Origin of the sequence: Streptomyces sp. NPDC008163 (assembly GCF_042956885.1) — a bacterium.
Lineage (GTDB): Bacteria > Actinomycetota > Actinomycetes > Streptomycetales > Streptomycetaceae > Streptomyces > Streptomyces drozdowiczii_A.
Window position 1 is genome coordinate 99,481 of sequence record NZ_JBIBHG010000009.1, and the last position, 19,506, is coordinate 118,986.

Genomic DNA, 19,506 nt, shown 5'->3' on the forward strand with positions numbered 1-19,506 from the left:
CACTCCGCGAGACCGGTCAGCGGGTGAAGGCTCGTCGGCTGTGCGCGAGCAGTTCGCGTACCGCGGGGTTGTGTGTGCTCTTCCAGAGCAGGGCGAGGAGTGCCGGAGTCTCGATGTCGTCGATCGTGCGGGCGGTGAGGCGGTCGCGGTGGGTCGCGGCCATCGATTCACTGAGGACGGCAACGCCGAGGCCGCGGGCGGCGAGGTCCGCGATGGCGTCCGCGGCGCCGGCTTGCATCGCGATCGAAGGGTGCAGGTGCTGTGCGGCGCATGCCTGGTCGAGCACGGCGCGCAGGCCGGTGCCGGGCGGCATGCACACGAGCGGGTGGGCGGCCAGGTCGCTCAGGACGACCCGCGGCTGTTTCGCCAGGGGGTGCCCGGCCGGGACCGCCGCGACGAGCCGTTCGCTGATGATCGTCAGCGCGTGCAGCCCGTCGGGGGCGGCTGTCGCCGTCCCGACGAGCGCCAGGTCGAGTGCACCGCTTCGTACCCCTTCGGTGAGCCGGTCGGAGCTGTCCTCCAGCAGCGCGAGCTCCACCCCGGGGTGGGCGTCGTGGAAGGCGGCGAGCGCTTCGAAGAGCGGGGTGAGGGTGCAGCCGATGACCATGCCGACGGTGAGCCTGCCCCGTACCAGGTCGGTCACCTCGTCCACCGACCGGCCGACCGCCCCCGCTGAGGCGAGGGCGGCGCGGGCGTGTTCGAGCGCGGCCTTCCCCGCGACGGTGAGGGTGACGGTGCGGGCCGTCCGGTCGAACAGCTCGGCCCCGAGTTCCCGTTCGAGTTGGCGGACCTGGGCACTGACGCCGGACTGACTGATGTGCACCCGCTCGGCGGCGCGGGTGAAGTTCTGCTCTTCGGCGACCGCGACGAAGTACTCCAACTGCCTCAGTTCCATACCTGCACATTCTAGTTTGCAGAAGAACCATGCGTTGGACTTCTGATCGGCGGTCGATCACGCTGGGAAGTGCCGGAACCCCCGTGCCGGAACCCCATGCGAGGAGGAACCATGCCGGAGTACGAGAAGGCCATGCGGCCCGAGGACATCACCCGCCTGTTCGTCGAGCGGTCCAACGCCGGTGACGCTGCCGGGGTCGCCGCGCTGTACGAAGAGGGCGCGGTGATGGCGTACCCGCCCGGTACGCAGACGGTCGGGCGCGACGCGATCCAGGCACTCTGGGAGAAGGTGCTGGCCAACCGCCCCCACTTCGAGCCCGAGCAGCCCCTGCCGACGCTGATCAGCGGCGACATCGCCCTCACCTCGACCCCGCCGAAGGACGGGGCCGGGGCGCGGGCGCAGGTCGTCAGGCGCCAGTCCGACGGGAGCTGGCTGCGGCTGCTCGACCAGCCCGAGTTCGCCCCGCCGACCCGCTGAACCGCGATCCGAGCATCAGAGGGACGCCGTCGTGTCCGGATCGCCCCGCACGAGCTTCTCGAAGAGGAATTCGTGCTTCAGGAACGACGTCTCGTGCTCGGCGCCCGGGTAGGGCGGGATGAGCTGAGCGGCCTGGATGAGGCGCCAGCCGTCCCGCAACGCGGCGACGCCCGTCGCGTAGGGCGGTTCGTCGCTGTCCCCGGTCGTGGGCCGGCTCGCACCGGTGCCGTCGTACCGGGCCCAGCCCACGACCTCGGAGTCGAGGGCCGACGTTTTCAGATACAGGAACAGGACCTGCTGTCGCACGGTGGTGGAACTGCTCACGCGCTTCTCCTCTGCACGGGTCGGTTGGTGATGCGGGTGGTCCAGTAGTCGATGTCGAAGTCCGGCTCGCCGGAGAGGCGGCGCCACAGCTTGATCCGGTTGTGGACCTCCAGCCTGCCGGCGGCCGGTTCGTACCAGGGGAAGGTCCGCCTCAACTCCTCGGCCACCGCGGGGTCGTGGAGATCCTTGGTGTCCCAGAGGCGTACCTGCGGCTCGGTCGGGTTGAAACGGATCTTGTACATGTGGCGCACGCGGTCGCTGTCGTTGCGCCGTCCTCCGTGCCAGATGCCGTGATGCAGCAGGACGACCGTGCCGGCCGGGCAGGTCAGCCGGGTCTGGCCGCGCAGGTTCTGGTAGCGGCCGGTGTCGGACTCGTTCGTCCGGCGCAGATGACTGCCCGGGACGATGAGTGTGCCGCCCATGTCCGCCGTCACCGTCTGCGGGTAGTACATGAGCTGTACGTCGAAGGCATCGGTCCGCAGGTCGATGAGGGCGTCGGCGTGCAGTGGCTGGGCGCTCCCCCCGTGCGGTTCGCGCGTGTGCACGTGGTGATGGTCGACGGTCGGGTTCGCCCCCACGAGACTCCGCACCGCACCCGCCACTGCGGGCAGTTCGACGAGTCGCCTCGCGAAGGACCCCTCAGGGAAAGCCTGTTGTACAGGGGTCCCGTACGGAACCGAGGGAAGCCCCGCCGCGAAGACGTCGGGTGCCTCCTCGTTGAGTTCCCGGGGCACGATGCCGTCGAGGCGCAGGAAGCCCTGGGCGACGAACCGCGCCACCTGGACCGTGCTCAGCAGGTTTCGTGTGGTTGCCATGCGACGACCGTACGAAGTAATGGCGCCGCAGTCGTGGGCTGTATTCATCAGGTACTGGTAATTTTTCACCATGGAGCATCTCGTCGAGCTGGCCCTCGATCTTCCTCCGCAGGTGCGCAGTGCGGGTGTGGGTGTGCACGGGTACGGCGGCCCGCACGAGGTGTTCCGGCTGCCGCAGCTGTGGCAGGTGCACCTGTACGCCTACTCGGGCGTTCTGGAGTACGGCGGCTTCCGGCATCCGATCCGCCCGGGATACGTGAGTCTCGTGCCGCCCGACACCGAGGCGCACTTCCATTACGACACCACGCCCTGCCAACACCTGTACGCCCACTTCGTGCTGCCGGGCCATGGCGAGCGGCGGCGTGTTCCGGCGATGCGGGACACGGGCGCGGACGCCGCGTTTCTCGGTGACCTGCTGCGGCAGACCGTCGCGGCCTGCGCGCAGTCCTCGTCGGCGCGGGCGGCGGCGGGCCTCTGGACGCTGCTGTGGCACACCGCCGGCCTGGTCGACGCGTCCGCGAACCGGGAGGGGCCGAAGCGTTCCGTCCTGCGGACGGCCATGGCCCACATCGAGGAGCACCTCGCGGAGCCCCTGGGCGTTCCGGACATCGCGCGTGTCGCCGGGATCTCCCACACCCATCTGACCCGGTTGTTCCGGCAGGACACGGAGCTCACGGTCGTCGGCTACATCCGGCACCGCCGGATGGCGCGTGCCCGGCACCTTCTGACCGCCTCGACACTCGCCATCCCGGCGATCGCCGCGACCGTCGGCATCCCGGATCTCCAGGCGTTCAACAAGACCTGCCGGAAGGAACTGGGCGCTTCGCCACGGGCGGTGAGACAGTCGGCGCAGGACCGGGGCGCGGGTTACGCCCCATGACCGGCTGGCCGGGTCCGCCGTTCTGCCCTCGTCGGTGCGTGAACGGTTCGGCCCGACACCGGTGCGTGGGCTCCGGCAGCTGTCAGGCGTCCCCGGCCACGAGCACCTCCACGCCGAGCGTTCCGAGCTGCTCGATGACCGCGTCGCGAGGGTCGGCGTCGGTGATCAGCCCGGTGATCTTCTCCCACGGCAGGACGCGGTACGGGGAGGCCGTACCGATCTTCTCGCGGGAGGCGAGGATGTACGTGTCCGCGGCCCGTGCGGACAGGGCGCGCTTCATCGCCGCTTCCTCGGCGTCCCCCGTGGTCAGCCCGGCCTCCGGGTGGACTCCGGTGACGCCGAGCAGGCACAGGTCGGCGGAGACGTTCTGCGCGGCCTCCACCGCGGCGGCGCCACAGGTGACCGCCGAGTGCTTGAAGACGCGTCCCCCGAGGAGGAAGAGTTCCGCCCCCGGATGGTCGATCAGCGCCGTGGCGATCGTGGGGCTGTGCGTGATCACCGTGCAGGTGAGGTCCTTCGGGAGCGCCCGGGCCGCGGCGAGGGCGGTGGTGCCGCCGTCCAGGATCAGCGAGCCCCCCGGTCGTACCAGTGCGGCCGCCGCCGAGGCGACCTTCCGCTTGCCGTCGGGGGCCACCGACTGCCGGGCGTCGTAGTCCACGACCGCGGGAGATGCGGGCAGCGCACCGCCGTACACCCTCTGGCACAGGCCATCGGCGGCGAGGTCGCGCAGGTCACGCCGCACGCTGTCCTCGGAGATGCCCAGTTCGGCGGCGACGTCCTTGGCCACGATCTTTCCCGTGCGGGCGAGCAGATCGAGCAGGTGCTCACGCCGTTCAGCAGCCAGCATGCACATTCCTTCCTGATGTTGCACGTTTCTGCATGTATCTTAGCCGTCATGAACGACAAGCCCAAGCTCATCCTGATCGCCGGCCCCTACCGTTCCGGCACCGACGGCGACCCGGAGGCCATGGCCGCCAACCTCGCCCGCATGGAAGCCGCGGCCTGGCCCGTCTTCGCGGCCGGCCATCTCCCCGTGATCGGCGAATGGATTGCCCTGCCCGTCCTGCGCTCCGCCGGCGCGGGGCCCACCGACGCCCTCGCCGATCAGGTGCTCTACCCGACCGCCGACCGGCTGCTCGCCCGTTGCGACGCCGTACTGCGGCTGCCGGGGGAATCCGCCGGCGCCGATGAGGACGTCGCCGTCGCCCGCCGCCGGGGCCTGCCGGTGTACCACGACATCACCGAGATCCCGCGCCGCACCCCGCGGGAGGCCCGGTGACCGGCCGCCCGGGCGTCGACGCCCCCGATCACCGGGGCCGCACCGGTCTCCACCTCGCCGGACGCGACCTCGACCGCAACCCGGACGTCCGGGTACGCGACGTCGAACTCACCTCCCAGGGCTGGCACGTCCTGCGCCGCACCACCTTCGGCTACCGCCGCCGCGACGGCCGGTGGGAGACCCAGCAGCGCGAGACCTACGACCGCGGCAACGGTGCCGTCGTCCTGCCGTACGACGCCGAGCGCGGCCGGGTCCTGCTCACCCGCCAGTTCCGCTACCCGGCTTACGTGAACGGCCACCCCGACGGAATGCTGATCGAGGCCGCGGCCGGACTGCTCGACGAGCAGGACCCGGACACCGCGATCCGTCGCGAGAGCGCCGAGGAGCTGGGCGTCGTTCTCGGGCCGCTGACCCATGTGCTCGACGCGTTCATGAGCCCCGGGTCCGTCACCGAGCGCCTCCACTTCTTCGCCGCGGCCTACTCCCCGGCCGACCGGACCGGATCCGGCGGAGGACTGGAGGAGGAGGGGGAGGACATCGAGGTCCTCGAACTCCCCTTCACCGAGGCCCTGGCGATGACGCGCGACGGCCGGATCGCGGACGGCAAGACCATCATGCTCCTGCAGTGGGCGGCGCTTTCCGGTCCGTTCGCGCGAGGGCGCGACGCCTGACAGAGCGGTCGCCCCGGTCCCGTGCCTATCCGGTCCCCGGCAGAGCGCCTTGGCGGGCGGGCGCCGTGCTGCCCCGTTCGATGAGGTCGGGCAGGGGCACCCGCACGGTGCGGGGCGCTCCGCCGTCGAGCAGGGTGGTGAGTTCGCGTGCCGCGAGGCGGCCGAAGGCGACCGGGTCCCTGGAGAGCGCGGTGAGCCACGGGGCGGTCAGCCGGCACAGCGCGGAGTCCTCCCAGGACACCACCGACACATCTTCAGGGACCCGGACCCCCAGCCCGGCCGCCACGGCCACCCCGGCCGCCGCCATCACGTCGTTGTCGTAGATCAGCGCCGTCGGCGGGTCGTCCCGCTCCAGGACGCGGCGGGTCGCGGCGGCGCCCTCGGTGTCGGAGTAGTCCGTGGTCACCGAGTGCGCCCCGGTCAGGCCGCGCCGGTCGGCCTCCAGGCGCAGGGAGCGGATGCGGCGGTCCGTGTGCGCGAGTGAGGGCAGGCCCGCGATGTGCACGATGCGGCGGTGGCCCAGTTCGTGCAGCCGGCCCACGAGTGCGGCCATCGCGCCCGCGTCGTCGGCGCGGACCTGGGAGAGGCCGGGGTGGGGGCCGGTGTCGGTGCCGGGAAGGGCGCCGATGACGACGCCGGGCAGGCCCAGCTCGTCGAGGAGGGCGACGCGGGGATCATCCGTGCGCGGGTCCACGACGAGCACGCCGTCGACGCGGTGTTCGGCCCACCAGCGGCGGTAGACGCCGCACTCGTCGGCCACGTCGTCCACCACCTGGAAGAGCAGGCCGAGATGACGTTCGGACAGCACTTCCTGGATGCCGGAGATCAGCTGGAGGAAGAAGGAGTCCACACCGAGGTTGGCCGCCGGACGCGCCACGACGAGGCCGACGGTGGCCGAGCCCTCGCCGGACAGGGCGCGGGCGGCGGCGCTCGGGCGCCAGCCCAGCTGTTCGGCGACGCGCCGCACCCGGGCGCGGGTGACCTCGGAGACACCCGGCCGGTCGTTGAGCGCGAAGGAGACGGCGCTCTCCGACACGCCCGCCCGCTGGGCGATGTCCTTCATGGTCGGCCGCTTCGGAGCCACCCGTGCCTCACTTCCTGCCTCGCATGGGGGTACTGACGGGCCGTCGGGTTCGCTCGCCCGAAGGCATCGTAGAGCTTCCCCGCCCATTGGTCGAGCGCCGGGATCCCGGTGACTAAAGCGCTTGAGCCAGAGCCATCTAAAGCGCATTAGTAAGCGTGCGTCAATAGCAGAGCACATGGCTCTGACCTGCACCGATACTGCATTCTCAGAATACGTTCCGGTGAATGTATTGACTTTGAGCACCGACACATTGCAGGGTCTGTCGGGCGAACGCGGCCCGCCGGGTCAGGGACCCCGGGGCCACCGTCCGCGCGCCTGGTCCGAGCAAAGGAGCCGTTCACCGTGCACATCTCCCGCAGAGCAGTCGCCGCTGCCGCCTTCCTCGCCACCGTCCTGCCGCTGAGCGCGTGCGGCGGGGGATCCGGCTCGGACTCGTCCGACGCCTCGGGCAAGGTCGAAGGGAAGATCACCTTCCAGACCTGGAACCTCCAGGCCAACTTCAAGGACTACTTCAACGGCGTGATCGCGGACTTCGAGAAGAAGTACCCCGGCACCGAGGTCAAGTGGGTCGACCGCCCCGGCGAGGGCTACGCGGACAAGATCAGCGCGGACGCGGCCGGCGGCACCCTGCCCGACGTCGTCAACGTCTCCCCCGACCTGGTGGCTCCGCTGGCCAAGGCCGGTCTCGCCCTCGACCTCGACAAGGCCGCGCCGAAGTACCGCAAGGAGTACCTGGACGGCGCCTGGAAGAGCCACCAGATACCCGGCACGGAGGGCACGTACGCCTTCCCCTGGTACCTCAACACCGGCCCGATGTTCTACAACAAGCGGCTGTTCAAGGACGCGGGACTCGACCCGCAGAAGCCGCCGACCACCTACGACGAGGTCTTCGCGGACGGCCTGAAGCTGGCGGAGAAGAGCCACGGCAAGGTCGCCACGCTCGCCAACGTCCCCACCATCGAGGACTTCGGCCGGTACGGCGGACAGCTGATGAACAAGGAGGGCACGGGCTTCGCGTTCAACGACGCGAAGGGCGTCGAACTCCTCACGCACTACAAGGAACTGTACGACGCCAAGGCGCTCGACCCCCAGGCGCTGACGGCGACCCCCGAGTCCTCGGGCCACAAGTTCCTCACCGAGTCCGTGGCGATGAACCCGGGCAGCGCGCTGGACCTGGCCAACTTCAAGAAGCAGGCCCCGAGCCTCTACAAGAACATCGGGATCACCGACCAGGTCAGCAGCACCGGCAAGGCCAACATGTACGTCATGGGCGTCATGGTGAACGCGCAGTCCAAGCGCAAGCCCGCCGCCGTCGCCTTCGCCCACTACGTGACCGACGCGACCCGCCAGATAGAGTTCGCCAAGCAGGTCGCCATCTTTCCGAGCACCGCCGGCTCGCTCGACGACCCGTACTTCACCAAGGAGGACGGGACGGACGAGACCCGGGTCCGTGTCGCCGCCGCGAAGTCCCTGAAGACGGCCGTCAACTACACCCCGGTGCTGTTCAGCGAGCAGATGAAGACCGAACTGCGCAACCAGATCGCCAAGGCGCTCCAAGGGAAGCAGAGCCCCGAGGAAGCTCTTGACAACGCTGTCAAGGCGTGTGACCGGCTGTTGCAGCAGAGCTGAGCCCTCTCGTGAACTCCCCCTCCCCCACTGCCGCGGCGGGCCGGCCCTCCGGCCGGATCCGCCGCCATCTGCCCCTGAGCCCCTGGCTGTTCGCCGCACCCGGTCTGATCGTCGTCGGCGCCTTCAGCCTCTTCCCGTTCTTCAGCACGCTGGTGAACTCCTTCACCGACCGGCGGACGCTGGTCCCCGGCTCGTTCGTCGGACTGGCGAACTTCCGGGAACTGCTGCACGACGAGATGTTCTGGACCGGCCTGCGCAACAGCGTGCTGTACGTCGTCGGCGTCGTCCCCGCGCTGGTCGTCCTGCCGCTGCTGCTGGCGATGCTCGTCCAGCGGCACATCCCCGGCATCACCTTCTTCCGGTCGGCCTTCTACACCCCGGTCGTCGCGTCCATCGTGGTCGTCGGTCTGATCTGGGTGTGGATGCTGGACGACCGCGGGCTGATCAACGCGGTCCTGGAGGCCGTCGGCATCGGCAAGGTCGGCTTCCTGAGCGACCAGTGGCTGCTGCTGGTCAGCGCGATGACGGTCACGGTCTGGAAGGGCCTCGGCTACTACATGATCATCTACCTGGCCGCCCTCGCGAACGTGCCGAGAGAACTGCACGAGGCCGCGTCCGTGGACGGCGCCGGAGTGGTACGCCGCTTCTTCACGGTCACCGTGCCGGCCATCCGCTCCACGATGGTGCTGGTCGCCGCCCTCTCCTCGGTCTCCGCCTTCAAGGTGTTCTCCGAGGTCTATCTGATGGCCGGCCCCTCCGGTGGACCGGCCGGTGAGGACACCACTCTGGTCATGCTCGTCCAGCGGGTCGGCACCGGGCTGAGCGGGCGGGTCGGTTACGCCTCCGCCATCTCGGTCGTCATCTTCGTCGTCACCGTCGGCCTGATGCTCCTGGTGCTGCGCGCCGACCGCAAGGAGGACGCGTGAGCTTCCTGAAGACCACCGACGCCGAGGGCCGGCGCGTCCCCGTCTGGCAGCTCGTGCTGCGCTACGTGCTGCTGCTCGCCGTCCTGGCGCTGACCGTCGGGCCGTTCCTCTGGCAGCTGTCGACCTCGCTGAAGGGCCCGAACGAGGACATCTTCAGCTCCCCGCCGAAGTTCTTCCCCAGCGATCCGACGCTGGACAACTACAGCCGGGTCGCCGACACGATCCCGGTCTGGGACTACGCGCTGAACTCGCTCAAGGTCGCCTCCGCCAACGTGGTCACCAACTGCGTCGGCTCGGCGCTCGCCGGGTACGCCCTGGCGAGGCTCCGCTACCGGGGGCGCAGGGCCGCGACGCTGGCGTTCATCCTCGCCATGCTCGTCCCCGTCGAGGGCATCATCATCGCCCAGTTCACCACCATGCGAGACCTGGGGCTGAACAACACCCTGCTCGGGGTGCTGCTGCCGGGTTCGGTCGGCGCGATGAACGTGCTGCTGATGCGCAACGCGTTCCTGAACCTCCCCGTGGAGATCGAGGAAGCGGCGTTCGTGGACGGGGCCAACGTCTGGCAGCGCTTCCTGCGGATCGCGCTGCCCTCCGTCAAGGGCACCCTCGCCGTCGTCGCAATCTTCGCCTTCATGGGCTCGTGGGACGACTTCCTGTGGCCGCTGATCGTCCTCAGCGACCCGGACAACTTCACCCTGACCATCGGCCTCAACTACCTGCACGGCACCTTCGCCAACGACGAGCGCCTCGTCGCGGCGGGCACGATCATCGCCGTGCTCCCGCTGATCATCCTCTTCGCCGGGCTGCAGCGCTTCTTCTTCCGGGGCGTCGGCGAAGGCGCCGTCAAGGGCTGATCCCGGCCGCCCCCTCGCACCACTAGAACCAGGACTCCTGTTCCGTATGAGCACCTCCCCCTTGCGTTTCGGCGCCAACTACACGCCCAGCCAGGGCTGGTTCCACCACTGGCTGGACTTCGACCTCGACGCCGTACGCGCCGACCTGGACTCCATCGCCGGGCTCGGGCTCGACCACATCCGGGTCTTCCCGCTCTGGCCGCTCTTCCAGCCCAACCGCACCCTGATCCGCCCGCGCGCCGTCGAGCAGCTCGTCCAGCTCGCCGACGCCGCCGCCGAACGCGGCCTCGACACCTGCGTCGACGGGCTCCAGGGCCACCTGTCGAGCTTCGACTTCCTGCCCGCCTGGACCGGTACGTGGCACCGGCGCAACCTCTTCACTCACCCGGACGTCCTCTCCGGGCAGGCCGAGTACCTGCGCACCCTGGCCGCCGCGCTCGCCGACCGGCCGCACTTCATCGGGATGACCCTCGGCAACGAGATCAACCAGTTCTCCGGCGACCCGCACCCCGACCCCGACCGCATCACGCCCGCGCAGGCCGACGCCTGGCTGGCCCGGATGCTGGATGCCTGCGAGGAGGGGGCGCCCGGCAAGCTCCACCTGCACGCGGAGTACGACGCCGCCTGGTACCAGGACGACCACGCCTTCACCCCGGCGCAGGCCGCGCGCCGGGGCGCCGTCACCGCCGTGCACTCCTGGGTCTTCAACGGCACCGCCCAGCGCCACGGCCGCACCGGCACCGCCACCGAGCACCACGCCGCCTACCTCATCGAACTCTCCAAGGCGTGGGCCCTCGACCCGCGCCGGCCGGTCTGGCTCCAGGAGGTCGGCGCGCCCGCCCCGCTGATCCCCGCCGGGCACGCCGCCGCGTTCACCGAGGCAACCGTGGCCAACGCCCTGGACTGCGAGGACGTGTGGGGCGTCACCTGGTGGTGCTCCCACGACGTGTCGCGCTCGCTGGCCGACTTCCCGGAGCTGGAGTACAGCCTCGGGCTGCTCACCAACGACCGCCAGGTCAAGCCGGCCGGCCGGACCATCGCCCGGATCGTCGAGGAGTGGCGCGGGCGCACCCACCGGCCCGCGCCCCGGACCACGGCGCTCGTCGTCGACACCGGGGACGACGAGACCGCGCCCCGGCGTTCCGTCTGCGCCCCCGGAGGCGCGGTCTTCGAAGCCTTCGCCCGGCTCACCGCCGACGGGGTCCGGCCGGCCACCGTCCTCGCGAGCAGGGCGTCCGACCAGGGCCACCTGGCCGCCCGGGGCATCACGAAGGTCGTCACGCCCGAAGAGGTCCGCTGACCCCGCACCACCCGCACCGCACCGGAATCGAACCGCGCACGATACGGAGCACACCATGACCCAGCCGCAGCGCCGACCGTCCGCACCCAGCCGCCGCACGGTGGTCCTCGCCGGAGCCGGAACCGCCGCCGCTCTGCTCACCCCCGGCCTGGCCACCACCGCGCACGCCGCCGCACCTGTCGCGCAGCAGCCCTGCGCCTCGTACTGGTTCCCCGACTCGCTGCCCGCCGGCGCGCCCGGCGACGGCATCACCTGGCGCAGTCTGAAGGCGTGGCGCCCCGAAACCGACCCCGACCTGCCGTTCAACACCGCGTCCGTGCCGCTCGCCGACCGCTTCACCCCGGTCCCGGCCAACACCACGGCCCGGACCGACCAGGCGCGGATCACCTCCCTGGTGGCCTTCGGGAACACCGCGGGCAACCCGTCGCAGGGCTCGGCCACCGCCGACTACTACGCTCTGAACCACTGGGCGTACATCGACGAGCTGGTCTTCTGGGGCGGTTCGGCCGGTGAGGGCCTGATCCTCGCGCCGAACGCCCCGGTCGTGGACGCGGCCCACCGGCACGGCGTGCCCGTCCTCGGCACCGTGTTCCTGCCGCCCGTGCACCACGGCGGCGACCTCCGGTGGACGCGTGACCTCGTCCAGCGGGACGCGGCAGGGCGCTTCCCGCTGGCCGCGAAGCTGGTGGAGGCGGCCGTCGCGCACGGCTTCGACGGCTGGTTCCTCAACGCCGAGACCGAGGGCGGGTACGCCGCGCTCGGCGCCGAGATGCTCGCCTTCGTCACGGACCTGCGGGCGCGCAGCGACGCGGCGGGGCTGCGCATCACCTGGTACGACGCGATGACGGTGACCGGCGAGGTCGGCTGGCAGGGTGCGCTCGACGCCGAGAACACCGCGCTGTTCCGGGAGGCGGACTCGATGTTCGTGGACTTCCGCTGGACGCCCGGGACGCTTGCCTCCTCCGCCGGGAACGCCGAGGCCGTCGGCCGCAGCCGCTACGACCTGCGGGCGGGCGTCGATGTCGAGTCCAACGGCTGGAACGCGTCGGTCGACTGGGACGCGATCATTCCGGCGGACCGCCCGCACACCGTCGGCTACGGCTTCTACCGGCCGGAGTGGACCCGCGGCCATCTTCCGGAGGACCGTACTCCCGCTCAGTTCCACGCCGCCGACCAGCGGTTCTGGACGGGGCGGTCGCTGGACCCGGCCCGGCCGGACCGTACGGACCCCTGGCGCGCTCCCGCGACCGCGGCGGCCGACCGCTCGACCGTGGAGCGGCTGCCGTTCGCCACCACGTTCAACACCGGCCACGGCCTGCGCTGGTACGAGAACGGCCGGGTGGCCTCGGACGCGGAGTGGAACCACCTCGGGGTGCAGGACCGGCTGCCGGGCCGCCGCTGGGTCGTCCGTACCGAGGGCCGGCGGCCGTCCGTGGGCTTCGACTTCGAGGACGCCTGGCGCGGGGGCAGCAGCCTGCTGGTCGCCGGGGAGCCGGACGCGCCGGTCACCGTGGAGCTCCACCGCACCCGGCTGCCGCTGTCGCGGCGCACGGTCGTGGAGCTGACCCACCGCACGGACCCGGGCTCCGGTCCGGTCACCGTCGAGTTGGCCGTCGCCCTGCGCGAGCCGGACCGGCCGGGCGACCCGGTCGCGTACGCGTACGTCCCGGCGGGCGAGCTGCGGGCGGGCAGCGGCGGGTGGACCACCTCCACGCTGCGGCTGAACTCCCTCTCCGGTAAGGCCGGTACGGTCCACGCGCTCGGGGTGCGCCTCACGGCGGCCGGTCCGGTGCGGTGGCGGCTGGGCGCGCTGGCCGTACGGGACCGGGCCGAGACGACCGCCGCGCCGACCGGACTGCGCGTCACCGGGGCGTCCGCGGGCGCCGACGGCACCGACGTGCGCCTGCGCTGGCACCGTTCCCCCGGTGCCCCGCGCCACTACGAGCTGCACCGCGTCCTGCCCGACGGCACCCGGCGCTTCCTGGGCGCCACCGCTTCCACCGCGTTCTTCGTGCCCGGTCTGCGCCGGGAACCGGGCGAGAAAGCCGCTCGTTTCCAGGTCAGGGCCGTGGGCGAGCTGTACACGACCTCCGGCACCGCCTCCACCGCGCACCGCTGGTAACGACCCCCACCCGACCCACCACCTACAACGGAGTCACCCCCATGCACGACGACCGCAGCCTGGTCGAAGCCCGTCTCAAGCGCGTCCTCGACGAGCGCATCCGGCCCGCCGTATACCCGGAGTCCGTCCCCTTGGACGTCGCCGTCTGGAACGCGCCGGGCGAGCCGGTCCCCGTCACCGAGGGCCTGGCCGGGCCCACCGAGCCGATCGCGGTCGGTGACCGGTGGGGCGCGCCGTGGGGCACCTCCTGGTTCAAGGTCTCCGGCACCGTGCCGGAGGCGTGGGCGGGCCGGACCGTGGAGGCGCTGCTCGACCTCGGCTTCGACGAGAACATGCCGGGCTTCCAGTGCGAGGGCCTCGTCTACCGCCCGGACGGCACGCCGGTGAAGGGCCTCAATCCGCGCAACCAGTGGGTGCGGGTGGGCGCCCCGGTGGCGGGAGGCGAGGAGGTGCTGCTGCACATCGAGGCGGCGTCCAACCCGGTGATCCTGGACTACCACCCCTTCCTGCCGACGCGGTTGGGTGACAAGGAGACCGCCGGCAGTGAGCCGCAGTACACGCTGGCCCGGATGGACCTCGCCGTGTTCGACGAGGACGTGTGGAACCTGGTCCAGGACCTGGAGGTGCTGGGCGAGCTGATGCGGGAGCTGCCCGTGGAGGGCGCCCGCCGCTGGGACGTCCTGCGTGCCGTCGGCCGGGCGCTGGACGCGGTCGACCTCCAGGACGTGGCCGGGACCGCCGCCGCCGCCCGCGCGGAACTGGCCGATGTCCTCGCGACGCCGGCAGCGCCCTCCGCGCACCGCATCAGCGCGGTCGGCCACGCCCACATCGACTCCGCCTGGCTGTGGCCGCTGCGCGAGACGGTCCGCAAGGTGGCCCGTACGACGTCCAACATGACCGCCCTCCTGGAGGACGAGCCGGACTTCGTGTTCGCGATGTCGCAGGCCCAGCAGTTCGCCTGGATCAAGGAGCACCGCCCCGAGGTCTACGCGAAGGTCAGGGCGGCCGTCGCGGAGGGCCGGTTCGTGCCGTCCGGCGGCATGTGGGTCGAGTCCGACACGAACATGCCGGGCTCCGAGGCGATGGCGCGTCAGTTCGTGCACGGGAAGCGGTTCTTCCTCGACGAGTTCGGCATCGAGAACGACGAGGCGTGGCTGCCGGACACGTTCGGCTTCGCGGCCGGTCTGCCGCAGATCATCAAGGCTGCCGGCTCCAAGTGGCTGCTCACGCAGAAGATCTCGTGGAGCCAGACCAACAAGTTCCCGCACCACACCTTCCAGTGGGAGGGCATCGACGGCACCCGGATCTTCACGCACTTCCCGCCCGTCGACACGTACAACTGCTCGATGAAGGGCAGCGAGATCGCCCATGCGGCGACGAACTTCAAGGACAAGGGGGTGGCCAAGCACTCCCTCGCGCCCACCGGCTGGGGCGACGGTGGCGGCGGCACGACCCGCGAGATGATCGCGAAGGCGGCCCGGCTGCGGAGCCTGGAGGGCTCGGCGACGGTGACGTGGGAGACCCCTACGGACTTCTTCACCAAGGCCGAGGCCGAGTACCCGAACGCCCCGGTCTGGGTCGGCGAGCTCTATCTGGAGCTGCACCGCGCGACCCTCACCAGCCAGGCGAAGACCAAGCAGGGCAACCGCCGCAGCGAGCACCTGCTCCGGGAGGCCGAGCTGTGGGCCGCCACCGCCGCCGTACGGACCGGCTTCACATACCCGTACGAAGAGCTGGACCGGATCTGGAAGACGGTGCTGCTGCACCAGTTCCACGACATCCTGCCCGGGTCCTCGATCGCCTGGGTGCACCGTGAGGCGGAGAAGACCTACGCGGCCGTGGCCGGGGAGCTGACGGACATCATCGACGCCGCGCAGCGTGCGCTGGCCGGTGATCCGGCGGGCGGGCGCACCCTCCTCTTCAACGCGGCTCCGCACCCGCGCGGCGAGGTCGCGGCCGGTGCGGCGGCGGCCGTCGCGGAGGCCGGTGCCAGCCGTCCCGCTCCGCGCGAGGGCGGCGGGTTCGTACTGGACAACGGGCTGCTGCGGGTGGAGATCGACGGCCGGGGCCTCGTCGTGTCGGCGTACGACATCGCAGCGGACCGCGAGGCCGTCGCTCCGGGCGCGGCCGCGAACCTGCTCCAGATCCACCCGGACTTCCCGAACATGTGGGACGCGTGGGACGTCGACGCGTTCTACCGCAACACGGTCACGGACCTGACGGATGTGGACGAGCTGACTCCGCTGGAGGACGGTGTACGGATCGTCCGCGGCTTCGGGGACTCGAAGGTGACCCAGCTGCTCACACTGGAGCCGGGCGCCAAGCGGCTGGACATCGACACCGAGGTCGACTGGCACGAGACGGAGAAGTTCCTCAAGGCCGCGTTCCCGATGGACGTGCATGCCGAGCGGTACGCGTCCGAGACGCAGTTCGGCCACTTCTACCGGCCCACCCACACCAACACCAGCTGGGAGGCGGCCAAGTTCGAGGCGTGCAACCACCGCTTCGTGCACCTGGAGGAGCCGGGCTGGGGCGTCGCCCTCGTCAACGACTCGACGTACGGTCACGACGTGACGCGTACCGTCCGGAAGTCGGACGCGGGGACGACGACCACCGTACGGGTCTCGCTGCTGCGCGCGCCGCGCTTCCCCGACCCGGAGACCGACCAGGGCGTGCACCGCTTCCGTCACGCGCTGGTGCCCGGAGCGGCGATCGGCGACGCGGTCCGCGAGGGCTTCCGGGTCAACCTGCCGGAGCGCCGCATCACCGGTGAGCACGAGGTGGCCCCGCTGGTGGCCGTCGACCAGGACGCGGTCGTGGTGAGCGCGGTCAAGCTGGCGGACGACGGCAGCGGCGATGTCGTCGTGCGGCTCTACGAGTCGACGGGCGGCCGGGCGAAGGTCACCCTGGCCACCGGCTTCGGCGCCACCGGTGCCGTGGCGACGGACCTGCTGGAGCGGCCGCTGTCCGACGCCCCGGCGCCGGAGTTCGCCGAGGAGGGCGTGCGGCTGTCGCTGAGGCCGTTCGAGCTGGTGACGCTGAGGTTCACGCGCGGCTGACGCCGAGGCGGGGTCTGCGGGGGGCGTCCGGTCGGTGGGCCGGCTGGGCGCCTCCCCTCCCCCTCTGCTGCGATGATGGACGCATGTCTGCTGGTGAGTCCAAGGGGTCCGCGTCCTCGGGCGGTTACGCGAAGGGGCGTGCGCGTCGGGAGCAGATCGTGGCGACGGCGGCCGAGGTGTACGGGCATGTGGGGTACCGCGGTGCCTCGTTGCGGGAGATCGCGAAGCGGGCCGGGATCAGTCATGTGGGCCTGATGTACTACTTCCCCAGCCGTGAGGCGCTGTTGGCCGCGGTGCTGGAGCGGCGGGACGAGGAGGAGGCCGCGCGGAGCGCGCCGGTGGTGTCCTCGCCCCGGGACGCGATGCGGCATCTGCTGGACCTGGCCGACCGCAACGCCGGTCATGCGGGAATGGTCGAGCTGTACGTACGGCTGGCGGCCGAGGCGACCCCCGAGGATCACCCGGCGCACGGCTATTTCGAGCGGCACTACGAGATGGTCCGCTCCTACGTGCACCGCGCGCTGGAGGAGTTGGCCGGGCAGGGCGCGTTGCGGGACGGGGTCGATGCCCGGACCGCGGCCGTGGGCCTGGTGGCGCTGATGGACGGGTTGCAGGTGCAGTGGCTGACGAGTCCCGACGAGGTGGACATGGCCGGGGTCCTGCGGGCGTTCGTGCGGCAGCTCCTCAAGGAGCCGTTGGACTAGGGGGGCTCAGCCGCCGGAGAAGTACCAGCGCCACGGCGGCGGTGGCCAGTTCGCCGGTGGCCAGTCCCGCCCAGACGCCGCCGGTGCCCAGCCGGCCGAGGGCGACGATCAGGGGGACCTTGACCAGGAGCAGGGTGCCGATGGACATCAGATAGGCGGGCGCCGGGCGGCCGAGGGACTGGGAGTAGGCGGCCACCAGGGGGCCGATCCCGGCGACGGTCAGGCCGAGGGCGATGATCCGCAGGGCCCGGCCGGCGGTGGTGACTGCGGCGGGGTCGTTGAGGAAGAGGCCGGCCAGGGGTTCGGCCAGCAGGGCGAGGACGGCCGCGGTGAGCAGTCCGTAGAGCAGGGAGGCCAGCAGCGCGAGGTTGCGCGCGCGCAGGGCCCGGACGGTGAGGCCTCGGCCGCTGTTGTAGCCGGCGATGGGCTGGAGGCCCTGGCTGATGCCGGTGTGGGGCATCAGCACGAAGGTCTGCAGGCGCGCGCAGACGGCGTACGCGGCCAGTGCGACGGCGGACCCGGTGGCGGCGAGGGTCGCGTTGACGAGGACGGCCAGGAGGGTGACGCCCGTTCCGGCCAGGAACGAGGGCAGGCCGATGCCCAGGAGGGCCCGCAGGGTCGGACCGTGCGGCAGCAGGTCGCGCGGGGTGACGCGGTAGGGGCGGTCGCTTCGGCCGAAGAAGAACCACAGGCTCATGGCCGCGGAGACGGCCTGGCCTCCGACGGTGCCGAGGGCGGCGCCGCGCACTCCCATGCCGAGCCCGAAGATCAGCAGCGGGTCGAGCGTGATCTGTACGGCGACGGGGACGAGCCACAGGAGGGTCGAGTAGCCCATCCGCCCCTCGGCGCGCACCAGGCTGGAGAAGCCGGTGGAGACGAGTGCCCCGCACAGCAGCACGACGGCGTAGGGGCGTGCGCTCTCGCGCAGCTCGCCGTGGGCTCCGAGCAGGGTGAGGAGGGGGTCGAGGAAGGTCAGGCCGAGCGCGGTGGTGGCCGCGGCGCAGGACCAGAACAGGGTGAAGGAGTTGCCCGCCGCGCGGGCGGCGGCCTGCCGGTCTCCGGCGCCCAGGGCGCGGGAGATCAGCGAGGCACCACCGGCACCGACGGTGGTGGACACCGCGCCGAGCAGCAAAAGGAGCGGGGCGGCCAGGTTGACCGCGGCCATCGCGGTGTCACCCACTCCGTGGCCGACGAACCAGGCGTTGGTCAGGGCGTAGACGCCGTAGACGCCGACGGCGGCCGTGGTCTGGGTGCAGGCTCGCCACAGCAGTCGGCCCACCGGTTCGGTGCCGAGGCGGGTGGTGTGGTCGGCGGGTGCGGGGGCAGTGGGCCGGGGTGTCATCGGCGGGTGCGGCCGAGCAGTGCCATCGCTTCGTCGAGGAGGGGGCGGGCGAAGTCGTACTGCTTGGTGTCGGTGTGGCCTCGGTAGACGGTCTCGACGACCATGATCAGCATGAGGTGGAGGCAGTACAGGCGGCGGCGCACCTGCTGGGTGCCGGTGAGTTCCGGGTGGCCGTAGCCGCGCATGAAGGGTGCCGGGTCGCCGAAGGCGGACAGCTGGGTGCCGGTGAAGCCCGCCTCGATCAGCGGGTCTCCGTAGAAGGCGCGTTCGTGGTCGATGATGCAGGCGATGCGGCCGTCGCGGACCATGACGTTGCTGTCCCACAGGTCCCACTCGACCAGGCGGGGTTCGGTCACTTCGTCGAGGCTCGCGGCGTGTTCGGTGATCACGGCGCGCACGGTGTCGTAGTCCCAGCCGATGTCGACACCCCGGCGTTCGCCGTCGGTCAGGACGTCCTCGACGATGCCGGTGAACGCGCGCCGCCAGCTGGTGTCGTGCGGACCGGCGAGCGGCCCGAAGCCGGGGCCGCCGATGGAGTTGATCTCGCGGTTGGCCGCGCCGAGCTGTTCCATGCAGGCGTCGCGCTCGGCGGCGGGCAGTTGTCCGGAGACGATGCCGAGGTTGTCGGCGTCGATGTACGGCATGAAGAAGTAGTCGGCGTCGCACAGTTCGCGGCTCCGGTCGGCGAAGTGCACCTCGGGGACCGGCACCGAGGTACGGGTGCGTATGAGGTCCAGCGTGTTCAGCTCGATCGACATGGCGCCGCGTTCGTACGTCATCACCTCCACGTGCGGGGGCGGGGCGATCTTCAGGACGACGTCGGCACCGTCGCGCAGCCGGATGCGGTAGGCCACGTTGAACCAGCCGTGCCCCAGCTCGTCGGCCCAGCCCTCCCCCGTGGGGACCTGCCCGGGACCGTAGGCCCGCTCGATCATGGCGCGCAGTACGTCGGGAGACTGCCGGTTCTTCGTGATGCTCTCCACGCCCGGTCCTTTCGAAATGGCTGCCCGCAGCGCCACCGGAAAAATACTTACCACGTGGTCGATATTCATAGCAGAGGGAGCGTACGCCCGTACACCCCTGGTGTGCACGGATCGCGAGGCGGCGCCCTGGAGCCTTTAGTTCTTCTGCAAGGTTCGGGT

Annotated in this window: 18 protein-coding genes; 11 read left to right on the forward strand and 7 right to left on the reverse strand. The window is 71.2% G+C overall.

Annotated features, from left to right (window positions below; all coding sequences use genetic code 11):
• Positions 1 to 16: 16 nt before the first annotated feature.
• Positions 17 to 895 (reverse strand): LysR substrate-binding domain-containing protein, encoded by an 879-nt coding sequence (locus ACFZAT_RS20870; protein WP_391265709.1) that lies wholly within the window; start codon positions 893 to 895, stop codon positions 17 to 19.
• A 111-nt stretch (positions 896 to 1,006) separates the two neighbouring features.
• Between ACFZAT_RS20870 and ACFZAT_RS20875 the strand changes: the two genes are divergently transcribed.
• The gene (locus tag ACFZAT_RS20875) at positions 1,007 to 1,372 is read left to right on the forward strand and encodes a nuclear transport factor 2 family protein (protein ID WP_391265710.1); all 366 of its coding nucleotides are present in this window, start codon (positions 1,007 to 1,009) and stop codon (positions 1,370 to 1,372) included.
• Positions 1,373 to 1,387: 15 nt separating this feature from the next.
• Here the strand turns inward: ACFZAT_RS20875 and ACFZAT_RS20880 are convergent, their stop codons facing one another.
• On the reverse strand, positions 1,388 to 1,696 hold the full coding sequence (locus ACFZAT_RS20880; protein WP_391265711.1) for a hypothetical protein: 309 nt from the start codon (positions 1,694 to 1,696) through the stop codon (positions 1,388 to 1,390).
• Entirely contained in the window at positions 1,693 to 2,511 is an 819-nt protein-coding gene (locus ACFZAT_RS20885; RefSeq protein ID WP_391265712.1) for a phytanoyl-CoA dioxygenase family protein, read from the reverse strand. Before ACFZAT_RS20885 ends, ACFZAT_RS20880 begins: the two co-directional genes overlap by 4 nt.
• A gap of 70 nt (positions 2,512 to 2,581) precedes the next feature.
• On the opposite strand from ACFZAT_RS20885, the gene ACFZAT_RS20890 reads away from it, so the two are divergent.
• Complete coding sequence (locus ACFZAT_RS20890; RefSeq protein WP_391265713.1) at positions 2,582 to 3,391, forward strand: helix-turn-helix domain-containing protein; 810 nt, start codon at positions 2,582 to 2,584, stop codon at positions 3,389 to 3,391.
• Positions 3,392 to 3,473: 82 nt separating this feature from the next.
• Here ACFZAT_RS20890 and ACFZAT_RS20895 read toward each other — a convergent pair whose 3' ends face one another.
• Positions 3,474 to 4,238: a DeoR family transcriptional regulator gene (locus ACFZAT_RS20895; RefSeq protein ID WP_391265714.1), complete on the reverse strand. Its 765-nt coding sequence runs from the start codon at positions 4,236 to 4,238 to the stop codon at positions 3,474 to 3,476.
• A 48-nt stretch (positions 4,239 to 4,286) separates the two neighbouring features.
• Here ACFZAT_RS20895 and ACFZAT_RS20900 point away from each other — a divergent pair, with 48 nt between their 5' ends.
• Positions 4,287 to 4,670, forward strand: coding sequence for a DUF4406 domain-containing protein (locus tag ACFZAT_RS20900; RefSeq protein WP_391265715.1), 384 nt, complete (start codon positions 4,287 to 4,289; stop codon positions 4,668 to 4,670).
• Positions 4,667 to 5,341, forward strand: a complete 675-nt coding sequence (locus tag ACFZAT_RS20905) for an NUDIX domain-containing protein (RefSeq protein ID WP_391265716.1) — start codon at positions 4,667 to 4,669, stop codon at positions 5,339 to 5,341. Before ACFZAT_RS20900 ends, ACFZAT_RS20905 begins: the two co-directional genes overlap by 4 nt.
• Before the next feature lie 25 nt (positions 5,342 to 5,366).
• Here ACFZAT_RS20905 and ACFZAT_RS20910 read toward each other — a convergent pair whose 3' ends face one another.
• Positions 5,367 to 6,404 (reverse strand): substrate-binding domain-containing protein, encoded by a 1,038-nt coding sequence (locus ACFZAT_RS20910; protein ID WP_391266040.1) that lies wholly within the window; start codon positions 6,402 to 6,404, stop codon positions 5,367 to 5,369.
• A 363-nt stretch (positions 6,405 to 6,767) separates the two neighbouring features.
• Here ACFZAT_RS20910 and ACFZAT_RS20915 point away from each other — a divergent pair, with 363 nt between their 5' ends.
• The 7 genes from ACFZAT_RS20915 (at position 6,768) to ACFZAT_RS20945 (ending at position 17,022) form a co-directional block, all read left to right on the forward strand.
• Positions 6,768 to 8,054 carry an extracellular solute-binding protein gene (locus ACFZAT_RS20915; RefSeq protein WP_391265717.1) on the forward strand — a complete coding sequence of 429 codons (1,287 nt, stop codon included), beginning with the start codon at positions 6,768 to 6,770 and terminating at the stop codon, positions 8,052 to 8,054.
• 8 nt (positions 8,055 to 8,062) lie between these two features.
• Positions 8,063 to 8,980: an ABC transporter permease subunit gene (locus ACFZAT_RS20920; RefSeq protein ID WP_391265718.1), complete on the forward strand. Its 918-nt coding sequence runs from the start codon at positions 8,063 to 8,065 to the stop codon at positions 8,978 to 8,980.
• Entirely contained in the window at positions 8,977 to 9,837 is an 861-nt protein-coding gene (locus tag ACFZAT_RS20925; RefSeq protein WP_391265719.1) for an ABC transporter permease subunit, read from the forward strand. The genes ACFZAT_RS20920 and ACFZAT_RS20925 overlap by 4 nt, the downstream gene beginning before the upstream one ends.
• A gap of 46 nt (positions 9,838 to 9,883) precedes the next feature.
• Complete coding sequence (locus ACFZAT_RS20930) at positions 9,884 to 11,137, forward strand: glycosyl hydrolase (protein ID WP_391265720.1); 1,254 nt, start codon at positions 9,884 to 9,886, stop codon at positions 11,135 to 11,137.
• Between the two features lie 55 nt (positions 11,138 to 11,192).
• Complete coding sequence (locus ACFZAT_RS20935; RefSeq protein WP_391265721.1) at positions 11,193 to 13,259, forward strand: endo-beta-N-acetylglucosaminidase; 2,067 nt, start codon at positions 11,193 to 11,195, stop codon at positions 13,257 to 13,259.
• 41 nt (positions 13,260 to 13,300) lie between these two features.
• The gene (locus ACFZAT_RS20940; RefSeq protein ID WP_391265722.1) at positions 13,301 to 16,318 is read left to right on the forward strand and encodes a glycoside hydrolase family 38 C-terminal domain-containing protein; all 3,018 of its coding nucleotides are present in this window, start codon (positions 13,301 to 13,303) and stop codon (positions 16,316 to 16,318) included.
• A gap of 83 nt (positions 16,319 to 16,401) precedes the next feature.
• Positions 16,402 to 17,022, forward strand: a complete 621-nt coding sequence (locus tag ACFZAT_RS20945; protein WP_391265723.1) for a TetR family transcriptional regulator — start codon at positions 16,402 to 16,404, stop codon at positions 17,020 to 17,022.
• On the opposite strand, the gene ACFZAT_RS20950 is transcribed toward ACFZAT_RS20945, so the two are convergent.
• Together ACFZAT_RS20950 and ACFZAT_RS20955 are read right to left on the reverse strand one after the other, a co-directional pair.
• Positions 17,003 to 18,364, reverse strand: a complete 1,362-nt coding sequence (locus ACFZAT_RS20950; protein WP_391266043.1) for an MATE family efflux transporter — start codon at positions 18,362 to 18,364, stop codon at positions 17,003 to 17,005. The genes ACFZAT_RS20945 and ACFZAT_RS20950 overlap by 20 nt on opposite strands.
• Positions 18,361 to 19,347, reverse strand: coding sequence for a phosphotransferase (locus ACFZAT_RS20955; protein ID WP_391265724.1), 987 nt, complete (start codon positions 19,345 to 19,347; stop codon positions 18,361 to 18,363). The genes ACFZAT_RS20950 and ACFZAT_RS20955 overlap by 4 nt, the downstream gene beginning before the upstream one ends.
• Positions 19,348 to 19,506 lie beyond the last annotated feature (159 nt).